Origin of the sequence: Stenotrophomonas rhizophila (genome assembly GCF_003651185.1) — a bacterium.
Lineage (GTDB): Bacteria > Pseudomonadota > Gammaproteobacteria > Xanthomonadales > Xanthomonadaceae > Stenotrophomonas > Stenotrophomonas maltophilia_Z.
In genome coordinates this window covers 319786-336140 of the sequence record NZ_RCDC01000007.1, presented here as the reverse complement: position 1 = coordinate 336140, position 16355 = coordinate 319786, and the positions used below count along the sequence as shown (strand labels likewise).

The window sequence follows — 16355 nt, the reverse complement described above, 5'->3', positions numbered from 1 at the left end:
AACGTTAGGCCAGAGCACAGTGCGCCAACCCATCGCGCGGGAAAACATCGTCGAGGCGGCCTTCCGGATCCTCGACGAGGCCGGCCTGGAGGGTATTACCCTGCGCAAGGTGGCCTGCTCGCTGGGCATCCGGGCGCCCTCTCTGTACTGGCACTTCAAGAGCAAGCAGGCGCTGATCGACGCCATGGCCGACGCCATGATCGGCGACGTCGCCCGTACGATCCCCGCCGGGCAGCCATGGCGGCAGACCCTGCTGCAGATCGGGCGCGAGTTCCGCCTGGCCTTCAAGGCCCGCCGTGACGGTGCGCGGGTGTATGCCGGCACCTTCCTGGCGACCGAGAACGTGCTGCGGGTGGGTGAGGCCAGCATCGCCGCGCTGATGGGCGCCGGCGCGCCGGCACGCTTTGCCGCGACCACCTCGATGGACCTGGTGTACTACACGATGGGCTTTGTCATCGAGGAGCAGTCCTGGCCCGGCGACGGCAGCATGGAGGCGCTGGGTGAGGCGTTCATGGCGCTGGCCGAGGCCCGCTTTCCCCATTGCTGGCAGGCCCGTGACGTGTGGAGCGAGGTCGATTTCGACGCCCGCTTCGAGCAGGGGCTGGGCCTGATGCTGGATGGCATCGCACTGCGCCTGTCCCGCGAATCCTGATTGCCCCCTTCCTTTCTTTTCCCGCTGTTCCGACCCGGAAAGCCACTCCATGCGTGCACCCTCCTTCCGCAGTTTCTCCCTGATCCTGGTCGCTGCGCTGCTGTCCGCGTGTGGCGGCAAGGACGACAAGGCCTCGGCCGACGCCGCCGCTGCCAGCTCGGCGCTGCCGGTCTCGCTGGCGCCCGCGCAGCAGCAGACCATGGCGCGCACGGTGCTGGTTTCCGGGCCGGTCACCGCCTACGAGGAAATGCAGCTGGGCGTGGAGATCAGCGGCCAGCGCGTCACCGCGTTGCTGGTGGACGTGGGGCAATGGGTCAAGCAGGGCCAGGTGCTGCTGCAGGTGGACCATCGCACCCTGGACAGCGAGCTGGCGCAGGCCGATGCCTCGTTGCGGCAGGCGCAGGCCTCGCAGGAGCTGGCCCGCATGAACTTCGAGCGCAGCGCCAAGCTGGCCGCCCAGCAGCTGATCAGCGAAAGCAGCCTGGATGAGCTGCGTGCCTCGCGCATCAATGCCGAGGCGCAGACCGCCACCGCCCGTGCCGCGCGCGACGCCGCCAAGCTGCGCCGCGATTTCGCCGACCTGCGCGCGCCGGCCGACGGCCTGATTTCCAAGCGCCTGGTGCAGCCAGGCCAGGTGGTCTCCGCCGGTACCGAGCTGCTGCGCCTGATCCGCGATGGCCGCCTGGAATGGCGCGCGGAGCTGCCGGAAAACCAGCTGGCTGATGTCGCCGTCGGCAACACCGTGGAGCTGCCGTACGGCGGCCAGGTGGTCAGCGGCCGCATCCGCGCGGTCACCCCGGGTGTCGATGGGCAGACCCGCACCGGCACGATCTACGCCGACCTGCCCACGCCCGGCCCGCTCAAACAGGGCATCTATGTGGATGGCCGCATCGTCACCGGCGACGGCCAGGTGCTGACCATCCCGACCGCAGCAATCGTGCAGCGCGATGGCCACAACTACGTGTTCACCGTGAACGACACACAGCAGGCCACCCGCCACCGCGTCAGCACCGGCCAGGCCGTCAAGGGCCGTACCGCGATCCTTGAAGGATTGAAGGCGGGCGATCAGGTGGTGGTGGATGGCGCCGGCTTCCTCGGTGAGGGCGACCGCGTGCGCGTGGTGGCCGATGCCAAGGCCGCCGCCCGATGAACATCTCTGCCTGGGCGATCAACCGCCCGTTGCCTGCGCTGCTGATCTTCTTCGTGCTGTGCGTGGCCGGCCTGTGGGGTTTCCATCAGCTGCCGGTAGCCCGCTTCCCGGACATCGCCTTCCCGATGACCACCGTCACCGTCACCCAGCCGGGCGCATCGCCGAGCCAGCTGGAAGCGGAAGTGACCCGCAAGGTCGAGGACTCGGTGGCGACGGTCAACAACGTCAAGCGCGTGATGTCCTCGGTCAGCGAAGGCGTCAGCACCACCACCATCGAATTCCAGTTGGAAGCCGATCTTGCCACCGCGCTGGATGACACCCGCGACGCAGTCACCCGCATCCGCACCGACCTGCCGCAGGACATCCAGGAACCGGTGATCTCCAAGGTCGATATCGGCGGCTCGCTGATGACCTACGCGCTGGTCGCCCCGCACATGACCACCGATGAAGCCAGCTGGTTCGTCGACCGTGACATCTCACGTGCGATGTACGGCGTGCCCGGTGTGGCGCGCGTCACCCGCGTGGGCGGCGTGCAGCGCCAGGTACGCGTGGATCTGGATCCCAATGCCCTGATCGCGATGGGCATCACCGCCGGCGATGTATCGCAGCAGCTGGCCCGCATCCAGGTGGAGCGTGCCGGCGGCAAGACCGAGGTCGAGGGCGCGCAGCAGACCATCCGCACGCTGGGCACCGTCGGTGACGCACAGGCGCTGCGCGACTACTCCATCGCCCTGCCGGACGGGCGCGCCGTGCGGCTGTCCACGCTGGCCACGGTCACTGATGGCGCTGCCGATCCCACCGAGGCCGCCCTGCTGGACGGCAAGGGCGTGGTGGCGTTCTCAATGTCGCGCACCCGCGGCTCCAGCGAGGTCAAGGTGGAGGCCGGCGTGCATGACGCGCTGGACAAGATCAAGGCCGAGCATCCCGGCATCGACTTCCGCCTGGTCACCACGGCGATCGATGAGACGCACCGCTCCTACGATTCCTCGATGACCATGCTCTGGGAAGGCGCGCTGCTGGCGCTGCTGGTGGTGTGGCTGTTCCTGCGTGACTGGCGCGCAACGTGGGTGTCCGCGTTGGCGCTGCCGCTGTCGATCATCCCGACGTTCGCGGTGATGTACTTCTTCGGCTTCACCCTCAACATCATCACGCTGCTGGCGCTGTCCGTGGTGGTCGGCATCCTGGTGGACGATGCGATCGTGGAGATCGAGAACATCGTGCGCCACCTGCGCATGGGCAAGCCACCGCTGGAAGCCGCACGCGAGGCCGCCGGCGAGATCGGCAACGCGGTGATCGCCACCTCGCTGACGCTGGCCGCCGTATTCGTGCCGGTGGCCTTCATGCCCGGCATCGCCGGCAAGTTCTTCCGCGAATTCGGCTGGACCGCTGCCACCGCCGTGCTGTTCTCGCTGCTGGTGGCCCGCCTGCTCACCCCGATGATGGCCGCCTACCTGCTCAAGCCGCACGGCGAGGAGAAGCCGGAATCCAAACTGATGACGTGGTACCTGGGCTGGGTGGACGCCGCCCTGCGCTATCGCGGCCGCACCCTGTGGCTGGCCACCGGGTTGTTCGTCGCGTCACTGGCGCTGGTGCCGTTCATCCCGGCCACCTTCATCCCGCAGTCCGATCTGGGCCGCAGCAACCTCAATCTCGAACTGCCGCCGGGCACGCGCCTGCAGGAAACCGTGGCCGTCGCCGAACACGCGCGCGGGCTGCTCAAGGACATGCCCGAACTCAAACAGGTCTATACCGCGGTCGGCAGCGTGCTCGACCTGGGCGATCCGGGTGCGACCGGCGTCGGGGAGCCGCGCAAGGCGACCCTGGTGCTCGACTGGGGCAGCGCCGACGGACGCGACCGCGACCAGCGCGTGCTGGAACGTGAGGCGCGCGAGCGCCTGGCCGATCTGCCCGGCGTGCGCGTCAGCTATGTCAGCTCCGAGCCCGGCAACCTGCTGCAGTTGGTGCTCTCCGGTGACGACCCGCAACGCCTGCAGGATGCCGCCACCGCACTGGAACGCGACCTGCGCGGTATCCAGGGCCTGGGCAGCGTCACCTCCACCGCCTCGCTGCTGCGCCCGGAACTGCAGATCGTGCCGAATCCCGCCCGCGCCGCGGACCTGGGCGTCGCAACCGCCGACATCGCCGAAGCCGCCCGCATCGCCACCGCTGGCGACTACGAACAGCGCCTGGCCAAGCTCAACCTGCCCGACCGCCAGGTACCGATCCGGGTCGGCTTTGCCGAAGCCACCCTGGCCAACCCAGGCTTGATCAGCCAGTTGCGCGTGCCCGGCCGCAATGGCCCGGTGCCGCTGGCGGCGGTCGCCGATATCCAGCAAGGCAGCGGCCCCTCGCAGATCACGCGCTACCAGCGCCAGCGCAACGTGACCCTCACCGCCGAACTCAACGGTCGTCCGCTGGGCGATGTGATGACCGAGGTGCAGGCCCTGCCGGGCGTCAAGCAGCTGCCGCCGGGCGTGACCTTCCTCAACACCGGCGATGCGGAGGTGTTCGTCGAGTTGTTCATCGGCTTCATGCTTGCGATGGCCGCCGGGTTGATCTGCATCTACATGGTGCTGTTGCTGCTGTTCAACCACGCGCTGATGCCGGTCACCATTCTGGCTGCGGTGCCGCTGTCTGCCGGCGGCGCGTTCGGCGCGCTGCTGATCACCCAGAACATGCTCTCGCTGCCGGCGCTGATTGGCCTGCTGATGCTGATCGGCATCGCCACCAAGAACTCCATCCTGCTGGTGGATTACGCGGTGATGGCCGAAGACGAGCACGGCATGAGCCAGCACGACGCGCTGATCGATGCCTGCCGCAAGCGTGCACAGCCGATCATCATGACCACCCTGGCAATGGGCGCGGGCATGATGCCGATCGCGCTGGGCTTTGCCGGGGATTCCAGCTTCCGTGCGCCCATGGCGATCGCCGTGATCGGGGGCTTGATCACCTCCACGCTGCTGAGCCTGATCGTGATTCCCGCGGCCTTCACCGTGGTGGATGATGCGGGGAATTGGCTGTCGCGGAAGTTCCGGCGGCGGTCTTCGCATCCGGTGCACCCAGCAGGCTGATCGCCTCGAACGCCCCAAACAAAAAGCCCCGGCCAAGGCCGGGGCTTTTTGCTGTATCTGGTGCCGGAAATAGGAATCGAACCTACGACCTACGCATTACGAATGCGCCGCTCTACCAACTGAGCTATTCCGGCGAGGTCGTGAATTCTAGGGGGTGCGGACCACTTTGGTCAATCAGGGAAGCGGCCGCACCGTCAAACGGCCCGCACCCCAATGACCGCGTGCGCGCTGCCCCGGAAGTACCAGCCCTTGACGCGCCGCCCCGTACAGTGGATTTCCCACCTCCGGAGGCATCCCATGCGCCCCTGTCCCCGCTTGGCCGGTCTGCTGCTGTCATCCCTGCTGCTGAGTGCCACTGCGCTGGCACGCGACACGGCACCGACGCCGCAGACACCGGACCAGCAGTGGCAGCCCCTGTTCCAGCAGGTCCAGGGCGCACACCTGTTCAAGGATCAGAAGACCTTCGCGGATGCAGTGCCCCGCCAGCCCAGCGCACCCCTCCTCGCCGAGTGGCAGCGCGCCAAGACCCAACCTGGATTCGATCTGGCAACCTTCGTGGCCGAGCACTTCGCGGTGCCCGGTGACACCCAGCCCTACGTGCCACCAGCGGGCGAGACGCTGCGCGCGCACATCGAGGGGCTGTGGCCCGTGCTGACCCGCACCATCGACACGGTGGATCCGAACGGCTCGCTGCTGCCGCTGCCCAAGCCCTACGTCGTGCCCGGCGGGCGCTTCCGCGAGGTGTACTACTGGGACAGCTATTTCACCCTGCTCGGGCTGGCCTCCAGTGGTCGCTGGCAGCAGGTGCGCGACATGGTGGACAACTTCGCGTTCCAGCTCGACAGCTACGGCCATGTTCCCAACGGCAACCGCAGCTACTACCTGAGCCGCTCGCAGCCGCCGTTCTTCAGCCTGATGGTGGATCTACTCGCCACCCACGAAGGCGATGACGCCTACCGCCGTTACCTGCCGCAGCTGCGCATCGAGCGTGCATTCTGGATGCGCGGCGCGGAAACGCTGGCGCCGGGCGAGGCACGCGAACGGGTGGTCAGGCTGGCGGGCGGGCAACTGCTCAACCGTTACTGGGACGACCGCGCGGTGCCACGCACAGAGTCCTGGATGGACGATGTGGCCACGGCCGCCCTGGCGCCGCAGCGCGCCCCTTCGCAGGTGTATCGCGACCTGCGCGCCGGTGCGGAATCGGGCTGGGATTTCAGCTCACGCTGGCTCGCCGAGCCGTCTGCGTTGGCGAGCATCCATACCACGGCGATCGTGCCGGTCGATCTGAACAGCCTGCTGTTCCATCTGGAAACGACCGTGGCCCGCGCCAGCAAGGCGGCCGGTGATCGCAGCGGCGCACGCACCTTCACCCAACTGGCGAAGGCGCGTCAGCACGCCATCAACCAACTGCTCTGGGATGACCAGCAAGGCTGGTACGTGGACCGCGATCTGGAGCGTGGCCAGACCCGCCCCGCCCTGACCGCAGCCGCTCTGTTCCCCTTGTGGCTGGACGTCGCCGGGCGCACGCAGGCACGCCGTACCGCCCAGGCAGTCGATTCGCAGCTGCTCCGCGATGGCGGGCTGCTGATTACCACCGTGACAACCGGGCAGCAATGGGATGCCCCGAATGGCTGGGCACCGTTGCAGTGGGTCGCGGTGGACGGGCTGCAGCGCTATGGACAGGACACCCTCGCCCGCCGGATCGGCACGCGCTTCCTGCGCACCGTGCAGACCGTGTATGACCGCGAGGGCAAGCTGGTGGAGAAGTACGTGGTCGACGGTTCGGCCACCGGCGGCGGCGGTGGCGAGTACCCGCTGCAGGATGGCTTCGGCTGGAGCAACGGGGTCACGCTGGCGCTGCTGGATCGCCTGTGTGCGCCGAAGCGTGCGTGCGAGAGCGCCCAGGATGTGGACGCCGCGGACTGATCCAGCGGCCTCCACGCAGCGCACTCACCGCGCCTTCCACAAGTCCGCCAACCGGTCCGGCTTGCCCGCGATGCGCTCCAGCGACGGGTACTTCAGCCCATCGTGGTAATCCAGCGTCACCGTATCGATTCGATCGAAGCTCTTCACCAGCAGCGTCAGCGGCGCCTTGTCGGTCTTGGCGGCGGTGATCGCCTCCTTCAACTGCTCGGCCTTGAACACGCGGCCATTGAGTGCGACCACGCTCATGCCGGGAATGAGACCGGCGTTGAAGGCCGGGCTGTCCCACAGCACATCGCCGATGTAGCCGGACTCGCTGACCGACAGGCCGATGGAGTACAGCAGGTTGCTGTTCTTGCCGCGGGTTTCCTGCGCCTTGAACGCCTCGTTCGGCGTATCGGTATAGACCAGCTTCCAGCCGGCCGCTTCCAGGCCACCGGTCAGCGGCCCGTGCCCGTCCAGGCGCTCGCGCAGGAAGCTGGCCCAGTCGAACGGCGCCACGCCGTTGAGCGTGCTCACCACCTCTTCGAAGGTATACGGATGGACATTCCAGTCGCCGTCGTTCATGCCGAAGAACGCCTTGGCGAAGTCGTCCAGGCCGCGCTTGTTACCCGTCAGCGCGCGCAGCTTGCCCTCCACCTCCAGCCAGACCATCTGGCCGCCGGAGTAGTAGTCCTCGCTCATCTGGTAGTTGCGGAAGGCCAATGCGCGGCGCTGGGCGATGGTCGGGTCGTTGGTGGTGTCCTGCAGGTTGCGCCAGGCCAGGCCGGGGCGACCGCGATCATAGGTGCCCGCCACATTGGCCAGCACGTCGCGGGTCTGCTGCGGGCTCCACAGGCCGGAGCGCGCGGCCAGCACCTGGCCCCAGAACTGGGTCTGGCCTTCGTACAGCCACAGCAGGCTGTCGCCCATCGGCACGTTGAAGTTGGCCGTGGTCAGATCGGCGCCACGCCGGTACTTGCCGTTCCAGGAGTGGTTGAACTCGTGCGGCAGCAGATCACGGCCCAGCCAGGTCTTGTCCCACTCGGTGAAGTAGCCGGTCTCGCCACTGTTCTCGCTGGAGCGCTGGTGCTCCAGGCCGATGCCGCCGAGCTTGTCGGTCAGCGCCAGCAGGAACTCGTAGCGGTCGAAGTGGCGTGCGCCGTAGAGCTTGTACATCTGCTGCACGAGCGCGCGATGCGCCTGGATCTGCTCGGGCTTGGCGGCCAGCGATTTGGCCTCATCGGCGAAGACATTCAGGTGCACCGGCACCTTCGCACCGGGGTCCAGATCGAAGCGCTGGAAGTGGCGGCCGGCGAACAGCGGCGAGTCGACCAGGTGGTCATAGCTGATCGGCTTGAACACCACCGTGTCACCCTCGCGGCGCTCGGTATCCAGCGCGGTGGCGTACGACCAGCCCGGCGGCAGCGTGACGGTGGCCTGCGCCTGGATGTTGCGGGTGATCACCCCGGCCGGGTACAGCGAATTGGCATTCCACTGCAGGTTGAGCATGTCCGGGGTCATCACCACGCGGCCCTGGGTGCCCTGCGAAGAGAGGAACTTGAACTCGGCCACCACTTCGCTGGCGCCCTGCGGCACCTGCACGGTGAAGGCATAGACGTCGTACGGATCGCGCGTCCACTGCAGCGGCGTGCCGTTGGCGGTGACAACCAGGCCGGCGAGCTTGTCGATCGGGCCGCTCGGTGAATGCGCCCCGGGCAGCCACTGCGGGTACAGCAGGGTCAGCGGGCCGGGCTTGGCCGGCACCGTGGCCTTCACCTTGAAGATGCGTCGCCCGATGTCGCGCGCGTCCACGTCGATGCGCAGCAGGCCCGGGAAGGCCACGTCCTGCGGCGGCGGTGTCTGCGCCTGCACGCCTGTTGCGGACACAGCCAGCAACATGGACAGGGCAATGGCACGCATCTTCATCAGGCAGGCTCCAGCGGGGGAAGCCCTTGATCCTAGTCCTCCGCCAGCGCCCTGCCCCATGGCCAAAGGTCATACGTCGCGTTGCGGCCATGATTGGCACAGCGGCGCGCAGTGACGTTCTGTCTGCCGGTCGCGATCAGGGCCAACCGGGGTGCGCTGCCGGCCAGCGGCCGGCACTACCGGGGCAGCGCCATGGCATGCGTGGCGGAATGCTGCGCGGTCAGTCGACCAACCGCAGCCGCAGTTCCTTCGGCAGCGCGAACACCATCGATTCCGGCTCGCCCTCCAGTTCGCCCACACCGGTGGCACCGAGCTCCTTCAGGCGCGCGATCACACCATCCACCAGAACCTGCGGTGCCGAGGCACCGGCGGTCAAGCCGATGTGCTTCTTGCCGGCCACCCACGCCGGGTCGATCTCGTCGGCACCGTCGATCAGGTAGGACTCCACGCCATCACGGCGCGCCAGTTCACTCAGGCGGTTGGAGTTGGAGCTGTTCGGCGAGCCGACCACCAGCACCAGGTCACAGCGCTTGGCCAGGTCACGCACGGCGTCCTGGCGGTTCTGCGTGGCGTAGCAGATGTCGTCGTTCTTCGGGCCCTGCATCGCCGGGAAGCGGGTGCGCAGCGCGTCGATGATGCTGCGGGTGTCATCTACCGAGAGCGTGGTCTGGGTGGTGTAGGCGAAGTTCTCCGGCTGGTCGATGACCAGCGTGGCGACGTCCTCCACACCCTCCACCAGGTAGATCTGGCCGGTGCCGCGCTCGCGGTTCCACTGGCCCATCGTGCCTTCCACTTCCGGGTGCCCGGCGTGCCCGATCAGCACCACGTCGCGGCCGGCGCGGCAGTGGCGGGCCACTTCCAGGTGCACCTTGGTGACCAGCGGGCAGGTCGCGTCGAACACCTTCAGACCACGGCGGTCGGCTTCCTGGCGCACGGCCTGGGAGACGCCGTGCGCGCTGAAGATCACCGTGTTGTCGTCCGGCACTTCGTCGAGTTCTTCGACGAAGATCGCGCCGCGGGCCTTGAGGTCATCCACCACGAACCGGTTGTGCACGACCTCGTGGCGCACGTAGATCGGCGCACCCAGGGTCTCGATCGCGCGCTTGACGATCTCGATCGCACGATCGACACCGGCACAGAAACCACGCGGATTGGCGAGCAACACATCCATCGGTCAGATACTCCGGCCGGCGTGAGCCGGGTTGTTACGGATACAGGAGGGAATTATCCCGCTTTTTTGGCAGCCTTGCCGTCGAACAGGCCGAACAGGGCGATACCCACCGCGCCGACCACGATCGCCGAGTCGGCGATGTTGAACGAGGGCCAGTAATGGTCCCCGATATGCCACTGGATGAAGTCGACGACGTGACCGTGCATGAGGCGGTCGATCACGTTGCCGATCGCCCCGCCGATCACCAGCGCGTAAGGCACGGCGCTGCGCCAGGCACCGCGCGCGGTGCCCCACATCCAGTAGCCCATCAGGCCGCTGATGCCCAACGCCAGCGCGGTGAAGAACCACAGCTGCCAGCCACCGGCATCGCTCAGGAAGCTGAATGCTGCGCCGGTGTTGTAGGTGCGGTACCAGTTCCAGAAGCCCTCGATGACCACCACCGGCTCGTACTCGGGCAGGCTGGACAGCACCCAGGCCTTGCTCCACTGGTCGGCGATGATGATCGCTGCCGACAGCAGCAGCCAGATCAGCGCGTTCGGACGCGGACGGGCGGCGGTCATCAGAACCACCGCCGGTCTTCGCCGGCACCGTCGATGTTGGTCACGCAGCGGCCGCACAGTTCCGGATGCGCAGCGACCGAGCCGACATCGGCGCGGTAATGCCAGCAGCGCACGCACTTCTGCTTGCCGGTCGGCTGGGCGCTGACGAACACCTCGTCGGTGGTCGCCGGGCGCACCTGCACGTCACCGCTGATCAGCAGGAAGCGCAGCTCCTCGGCCAGCGGCTGCCAGCGCGCGGCGGTCTCGGCATCGGCGGCGACGGTGATCTCCGCTTCCAGCGCCGCACCGATCGCACCGTTGGCGCGCATCGGCTCAAGCACCTTGGCGACCTGCTCGCGCAGCGCCAGCAGCTGGTCGAAGTCGGCTGCGTTGAGCGGTGCATCGGCCGGCAAGGGAACCAGACCGTCGTACCACGTGGCGAACAGCACGTTCTCCTTGCGCTCGCCCGGCAGGTACCCCCACAGCTCATCGGCGGTGAAGCTCAGGATCGGCGCGATCCAGCGCGTGAACGCTTCGGCGATGTGGTACATCGCGGTCTGCGCCGAGCGGCGGCCGCGCGAGTCCACCGGCATGGTGTACAGGCGGTCTTTGGTGACATCCAGATACACAGAGCCCAGATCCACGCTGCAGAAGTTCAGCAGCAGCTGCACGATCTCGGCCATGTTGTAGCCGGTGTACGCCGCCTTGATCTTCTCCTGCACCTCGAAGGCGCGATGCACGATCCAGCGGTCCAGCGCGACCATGTCGGCCGGGGCCACCAGATGCTGGGCCGGGTCGAAGCCGTCCAGGTTGCCGAGCAGGAAGCGCGCGGTGTTGCGCAGGCGCCGGTAGGCATCCGCGTTGCGCTTGAGGATTTCCTGCGACAGCGACATTTCATTACTGTAATCGGCCGAGGCGATCCACAGGCGCAGGATGTCCGCGCCCAGGGTCTTCATGATGTCCTGCGGCTCGATGCCGTTGCCCAGCGACTTGGACATCTTGCGGCCCTTCTCATCCACGGTGAAACCATGGGTGAGGCACTGCTTGTACGGGGCCTGCTTGTCGATGGCCACGCCGGTCAGCAGCGAGGACTGGAACCAGCCGCGGTGCTGATCCGAGCCTTCCAGATACAGATCGGCCGGCTTGCCGAAGCCACGCGCCAGCAGCACGCCTTCATGGGTCACGCCCGAGTCGAACCAGACATCGAGGATGTCAGTGACCTTCTCGTAGTGCGGCGCTTCCTCGCCCAGCAGTTCGGCGCTGTCCAGCGAGTACCACACGTCGATGCCTTCGGCCTGCACGCGGTCGGCGACCTGCTGCATCAATTCCACGGTGCGCGGGTGCGGCTCACCGGTTTCGCGGTGGGTGAACAGCGCGATCGGCACGCCCCAGGTGCGCTGGCGGCTGATGCACCAGTCCGGGCGGCCATCGACCATCGAGCCGATGCGCGCCTTGCCCCAGCTCGGGAACCAGCCGACGTTGTCGATCGCGGCCATCGCATCGCGGCGCAGGTTGGCCTTGTCCATCGAGATGAACCACTGCGGGGTGGCGCGGAACACGACCGGCGTCTTGTGGCGCCAGCAGTGCGGGTAGCTGTGCACGATCTCGACATACGCCAGCAGCGCACCGGAGGCACGCAGCACATCGACGATCAGCGGCTGCGCCTTCCACAGGTGCAGGCCCGCCAGCTCGACATCGCCGGCCGGTGGGGTCGAGGACAGGTACACGCCACGGCCGTCGACCGGGTTGATCTGGCCGGCGTTGTACTTGTCCATCAGCCCGTACTGCTGGCTGACCACGAAGTCTTCCTGGCCATGGCCCGGGGCGGTATGCACCGCACCGGTACCGTCTTCGTCGGAGACGTGGTCGCCATTGAGCAGCGGGATGTCGCGCTGCGGGTAGAACGGATGGGCCAGCAGCAGATTTTCCAGCGCGGCGCCGGTGGCACGACCGTGCACGACCAGGCCGTCCACGCCGTAGCGCTGCAGCGAACGTTCGGCCAGCGCGGCGGCCAGCACCAGCCAACGGCGCTTGCCGTGGTGGGCCGGGCCTTCGGCCAGCACGTATTCGATCTCCGCACCGAGCGACACCGCCAGCGAGGCCGGCAGCGTCCACGGGGTGGTGGTCCAGATCGGCACCGCTACCTCGACATCGGCCGGCAGCGTCACGCCGAAGCGCTCGGCCAGCTGCTGCGAATCACGCGACACGTAGGCCACGTCGATCGCCGGCGAGGTCTTGTCCTGGTATTCGATTTCCGCTTCGGCCAGCGCCGAGCCACAGTCGAAGCACCAGTGCACCGGCTTGGCGCCGCGCACGATGTGACCGTTGGCGAACACCTTGGAGAGCGCACGGATCTCGTTGGCTTCGAAATCGAAGCTCAGCGTCTTGTACGGGTTGTCCCAATCGCCGATCACGCCCAGGCGCTTGAAGTCGCGGCGCTGCAGTTCGATCTGCTCTTCGGCGAACTCGCGGCACTTCTGGCGGAACGCGACCGCATCGAGCTTGACGCCGACCTTGCCCCACTTCTTCTCGACCGCGATCTCGATGGGCAGGCCGTGGCAATCCCAGCCCGGTACGTAGGGCGCATCGAAGCCGGCCAGGTAGCGCGACTTGACGATGATGTCCTTGAGGATCTTGTTGACCGCGTGGCCCAGGTGGATCTGGCCATTGGCGTAAGGCGGGCCGTCGTGCAGCACGAACAGCGGGCGGCCCTGCGCGTTGTCGCGCAGGCGGGCGTAAAGGCCCTCGTCCTCCCAGCGCGACAGAATGCCCGGCTCGCGCTTGGGCAGGTCGCCGCGCATCGGGAATTCGGTTGCCGGCAGATGAAGGGTGGCTTTGTAGTCCTGGCTCACGCAGTGGCTCGCAATCTGTGTTCGGAAAGGATGTGACGGGCCTGTTCGGCGTCACGGTGCATCTGGTCGGTCAACGCAGCCAGATCGTGGAACTTTTCTTCATCGCGCAGCTTGGCGACGAACTCGACATCGATGTGGCGGCCGTACAGGTCGCCCTGGAAATCAAACAGGTGCGCTTCCAGCAGCGGCTCCACGCCATCCACGGTGGGACGCGTACCGAAGCTGGAGACCGAGGGCCACGGCTGGTCGAACACACCGTGGACCCAGGTCGCGTAGATCCCCGACAGCGCCGGCGTCTTCGGAAAGCGCAGGTTGGCGGTCGGGAACCCCAGCGTACGGCCCAACTGGCGGCCGCGCACTACCCTGCCCCCAATCGTATACGGCCTGCCCAGCAGATCGCCGGCATGACGGAAATCACCGGCGCGCAGCAGCTGGCGGATGCGGGTGCTGGAAATGCGCTCGCCGTGCAGGTCGACCGGCTCGATCTCCCCCGCACTGAAGCCACGCTCGCGGCCCATCGCCTGCAGCAGGGCCAGATCGCCCTTGCGGCGGTTGCCGAAGCAGAACTCCGGCCCGATCCACACCTCGCGCGCGCTCAGCCGGTGCACAAGCAGCTGCTCGACGAACGCCTCGGCCTGCATCGCGGCCATGCGCGCATCGAAGCGCAGCAGGCCGATCGCATCCACGCCCAGTTCGCGCAGCATGGCGACCTTGTCACGGGCCAGGGTCAATCGCGGCGGCGGCTCGCCCTGGGCGAAGTACTCGCGCGGCAGCGGCTCGAAAGCCACCGCCACGGCAGCCACGCCCAGCGCGCGCGCGCGCGAAACGGCGTGGCGCACCAACGCACGATGACCCAGGTGCAGGCCGTCGAATGCGCCGATGCAGACCACGCTTCCGTGCGGGAACAACTGCCCGCCTTCGACGTTTCTAAACAGCCTGCTCATCTACGTGGAATGCGGCCCACCAGGGCCGATGCTTTGCAAGAGATAGCCATGAAGTATAGCCGGGCTGCCCCCGGATCAATGCTCCCGCAGGTGGCGCGGGCGGAAGCCCATGGCAACCAGGGCCACCAGATAGGTCAGGCCACCGCCGCCGACCAGCAGCGCGAGGTTGCCGATCCGGTGCCATTTGTCCATGCCGGTGAAGTCCGCCATCCCGTAGCGCAGGCCCAGCAGCACCGCCACCATGGCCAGGCAGGCCAGCCCCAGCTTGGTCGCATAGCCGCCCCAGCCCGCCTTGGGCTGGTAGACATCGGTCTTGCCCAGCCAGTACCAGAGCAGGCCAAGGTTCAGATAACTGGACAGCGCACTGGCGATACCCAGCGCCAGATGCAGGCCAGGCTGCTTGCCCAACGCGACCCAGACGCCCTGCGCTTTCAGCGCCTCCGGCACCATCACGTGGTACAGCACGGCCAGCAGGATGACGTTGAAGACCATGTTGGCCACCAGCGCGACCACACCGGCGCGGACCGGGGTGCGGGTGTCCTGACGGGCGTAGAAGGCCGGCAGCACCACCTTGAGCAGCGCGAAGGCCGGCAGGGCGAAGCTCAGGCCATACACCGACAGCGCGGTCATGCGGGTATCGAACGCGGTGAAGCGGCCGTACTGGAACACGGTGGCAATCAGCGGCTCGGCCAGCAGCAGCAGGCCCAGCATGGCGGGGATGGCGATCAACAGCGTCGTGCGCAGACCCCAATCCAGCGCACTGGAGAAGCCGGCCTTGTCGGTACTGACATGGTGGCGGGCCAGCGCCGGCAGGATCACCGTGCCCAGCGCCACGCCGAACACGCCCAGCGGCAGTTCCAGGAAGCGGTCGGCCAGCGACAGCCAGGACTGCGAGCCATCGGTCAGCTTGGCGGCGATCACCGTATCCAGCAGCAGGTTGATCTGCGCGATCGAGGAACCGAACAGGGTCGGCACCATCAGGGTCAGCACCTTGCGCACCCCGGGATGCTGCCAGCCCCAGCGCGGCAGGGTCAGCAGGTTGATGCCCTTCAGCGACGGCAGCTGGAACAGCAGCTGCAGCAGGCCCGCGGCCAGCACCGCCCAGCCCAGGGCCAGGATCTGCTTCTCCGGGGTGCCACCCAGCCGCGGGGCCAGCCACAGCGCACCGGCGATCATGCACAGGTTGAGGATCACCGGGGTCAGCGCCGGCATCGCGAACTTCTGGAAACTGTTGAGCGCTCCGCCGGCCAGCGCGGTCAGCGAGACGAACAGCAGGAACGGGAAGGTCAGCCGGAACAGGTCCACCAGCAGGCCGTGCTTGGCCGGGTCGGTATCCACCCCGCTGGAGAACAGGGTCGCCAGCTGCGGCGCGAAGATCAACGCCAGCGCGGTGACGAGCAGCAGTACCCCGCCCAGCGTGCCGGCCACCCGCGACATCAGTTCGCGCAGTTCGGCATGCGAGCGGGTTTCCTTCACCTCCGTGAACACCGGGACGAACGCGGTGGCGAACGAGCCCTCGGCGAACAGCCGGCGCAGGAAATTGGGCACCCGGAAGGCGACCCAGAAGGCGTCGGTCACCGCATTGGTGCCGAACGTGGTGGTGATGACCAGGTCGCGAACCAGCCCCAACACCCGCGAAATCATGGTCATGCTGCTGAAAGACAGCAGGCCCCGCAACATCCTTGGTGAACTCACCCGTGTTCCCTCTTGACAATTGACTTGACGTACATTTTTCGAGCCATCATACTTTCCAGCTTGCTGTTCCCATTACACCGATTTTTCAGGAAACCACCACTGTGGCCAATATCAAGTCCGCCAAGAAGCGCGCCAAGCAGACCGTCGTGCGCAACGCGCGCAATACGGCTCAGCGTTCGATGCTGCGCACCGCTGTCAAGAAGGTGATCAAGGCTCTGGATGCCAATGACGCCGCCGGCGCCGAGGCAGCCTTCGCTGTTGCCCAGCCGATCCTCGACCGTTTCAGCTCGCGTGGTCTGATCCACAAGAACAAGGCTGCTCGCCATAAGAGCCGCCTGACCGCGCGCATCAAGGCCATCAAGGCCGCCTGATACGGCGCTGCGGGTGTCGTAGAGCCACGCCCCGCGTGGCTTCGATCCAGCCGCAGAGAAAAACCCGGCCCCGGCCGGG

11 protein-coding genes and 1 tRNA gene are annotated in these 16355 nt (G+C 67.2%); 5 read left to right on the top strand and 7 right to left on the bottom strand.

The features are described from left to right. Positions 1-19 precede the first annotated feature (19 nt). Genes BCL79_RS17690 through BCL79_RS17680 form a run of 3 tightly spaced genes read left to right on the top strand, consistent with a single transcriptional unit; the run spans position 20 to position 4873 of the window. Positions 20-652 (top strand): TetR/AcrR family transcriptional regulator C-terminal domain-containing protein, encoded by a 633-nt coding sequence (locus tag BCL79_RS17690; protein WP_121043440.1) that lies wholly within the window; start codon positions 20-22, stop codon positions 650-652. 49 nt (positions 653-701) lie between these two features. Further along, positions 702-1802, top strand: a complete 1101-nt coding sequence (locus tag BCL79_RS17685) for an efflux RND transporter periplasmic adaptor subunit (RefSeq protein WP_121043437.1) — start codon at positions 702-704, stop codon at positions 1800-1802. Then, positions 1799-4873 (top strand): efflux RND transporter permease subunit, encoded by a 3075-nt coding sequence (locus BCL79_RS17680; protein WP_121043434.1) that lies wholly within the window; start codon positions 1799-1801, stop codon positions 4871-4873. Before BCL79_RS17685 ends, BCL79_RS17680 begins: the two co-directional genes overlap by 4 nt. 58 nt (positions 4874-4931) lie before the next feature. Here BCL79_RS17680 and BCL79_RS17675 read toward each other — a convergent pair. After that, a tRNA-Thr gene (locus BCL79_RS17675) sits at positions 4932-5007 on the bottom strand. 163 nt (positions 5008-5170) lie between these two features. Between BCL79_RS17675 and treA the strand changes: the two genes are divergently transcribed. Beyond that, a complete protein-coding gene (treA, locus tag BCL79_RS17670; protein WP_121043431.1) occupies positions 5171-6799 on the top strand; it encodes an alpha,alpha-trehalase TreA in 1629 nt (542 codons plus the stop codon). Positions 6800-6823: 24 nt separating this feature from the next. Here the strand turns inward: treA and BCL79_RS17665 are convergent, their stop codons facing one another. From BCL79_RS17665 to murJ, 6 genes are all read right to left on the bottom strand, one after another. Further along, the gene (locus BCL79_RS17665; RefSeq protein WP_121043428.1) at positions 6824-8704 is read right to left on the bottom strand and encodes a M61 family metallopeptidase; all 1881 of its coding nucleotides are present in this window, start codon (positions 8702-8704) and stop codon (positions 6824-6826) included. A gap of 220 nt (positions 8705-8924) precedes the next feature. Further along, complete coding sequence (gene ispH / locus BCL79_RS17660; RefSeq protein ID WP_121043425.1) at positions 8925-9875, bottom strand: 4-hydroxy-3-methylbut-2-enyl diphosphate reductase; 951 nt, start codon at positions 9873-9875, stop codon at positions 8925-8927. 53 nt (positions 9876-9928) lie between these two features. After that, entirely contained in the window at positions 9929-10435 is a 507-nt protein-coding gene (lspA, locus tag BCL79_RS17655; RefSeq protein WP_121043422.1) for a signal peptidase II, read from the bottom strand. Continuing rightward, positions 10435-13266 (bottom strand): isoleucine--tRNA ligase, encoded by a 2832-nt coding sequence (ileS, locus tag BCL79_RS17650; protein ID WP_121043419.1) that lies wholly within the window; start codon positions 13264-13266, stop codon positions 10435-10437. The genes lspA and ileS overlap by 1 nt, the downstream gene beginning before the upstream one ends. Continuing rightward, complete coding sequence (locus tag BCL79_RS17645) at positions 13263-14210, bottom strand: bifunctional riboflavin kinase/FAD synthetase (RefSeq protein ID WP_121043416.1); 948 nt, start codon at positions 14208-14210, stop codon at positions 13263-13265. Before BCL79_RS17645 ends, ileS begins: the two co-directional genes overlap by 4 nt. A gap of 75 nt (positions 14211-14285) precedes the next feature. Next, positions 14286-15890 (bottom strand): murein biosynthesis integral membrane protein MurJ, encoded by a 1605-nt coding sequence (gene murJ / locus BCL79_RS17640; protein ID WP_121043413.1) that lies wholly within the window; start codon positions 15888-15890, stop codon positions 14286-14288. A 116-nt stretch (positions 15891-16006) separates the two neighbouring features. Here murJ and rpsT point away from each other — a divergent pair, with 116 nt between their 5' ends. Continuing rightward, the gene (rpsT, locus tag BCL79_RS17635) at positions 16007-16276 is read left to right on the top strand and encodes a 30S ribosomal protein S20 (RefSeq protein ID WP_019184515.1); all 270 of its coding nucleotides are present in this window, start codon (positions 16007-16009) and stop codon (positions 16274-16276) included. The last annotated feature ends 79 nt before the right edge of the window (positions 16277-16355 follow it).

Excerpts from the sequence above, each read along its gene's own strand:
- BCL79_RS17685 (WP_121043437.1), top strand. The coding sequence starts at position 702 with ATGCGTGCACCCTCCTTCCGCAGTTTCTCCCTGATCCTGGTCGCTGCG.
- BCL79_RS17680 (WP_121043434.1), top strand. The coding sequence starts at position 1,799 with ATGAACATCTCTGCCTGGGCGATCAACCGCCCGTTGCCTGCGCTGCTG.
- treA (WP_121043431.1), top strand. The coding sequence starts at position 5,171 with ATGCGCCCCTGTCCCCGCTTGGCCGGTCTGCTGCTGTCATCCCTGCTG.
- BCL79_RS17665 (WP_121043428.1), bottom strand. The coding sequence starts at position 8,704 with ATGAAGATGCGTGCCATTGCCCTGTCCATGTTGCTGGCTGTGTCCGCA.
- ispH (WP_121043425.1), bottom strand. The coding sequence starts at position 9,875 with ATGGATGTGTTGCTCGCCAATCCGCGTGGTTTCTGTGCCGGTGTCGAT.
- lspA (WP_121043422.1), bottom strand. The coding sequence starts at position 10,435 with ATGACCGCCGCCCGTCCGCGTCCGAACGCGCTGATCTGGCTGCTGCTG.
- BCL79_RS17645 (WP_121043416.1), bottom strand. The coding sequence starts at position 14,210 with ATGAGCAGGCTGTTTAGAAACGTCGAAGGCGGGCAGTTGTTCCCGCAC.
- murJ (WP_121043413.1), bottom strand. The coding sequence starts at position 15,890 with ATGTTGCGGGGCCTGCTGTCTTTCAGCAGCATGACCATGATTTCGCGG.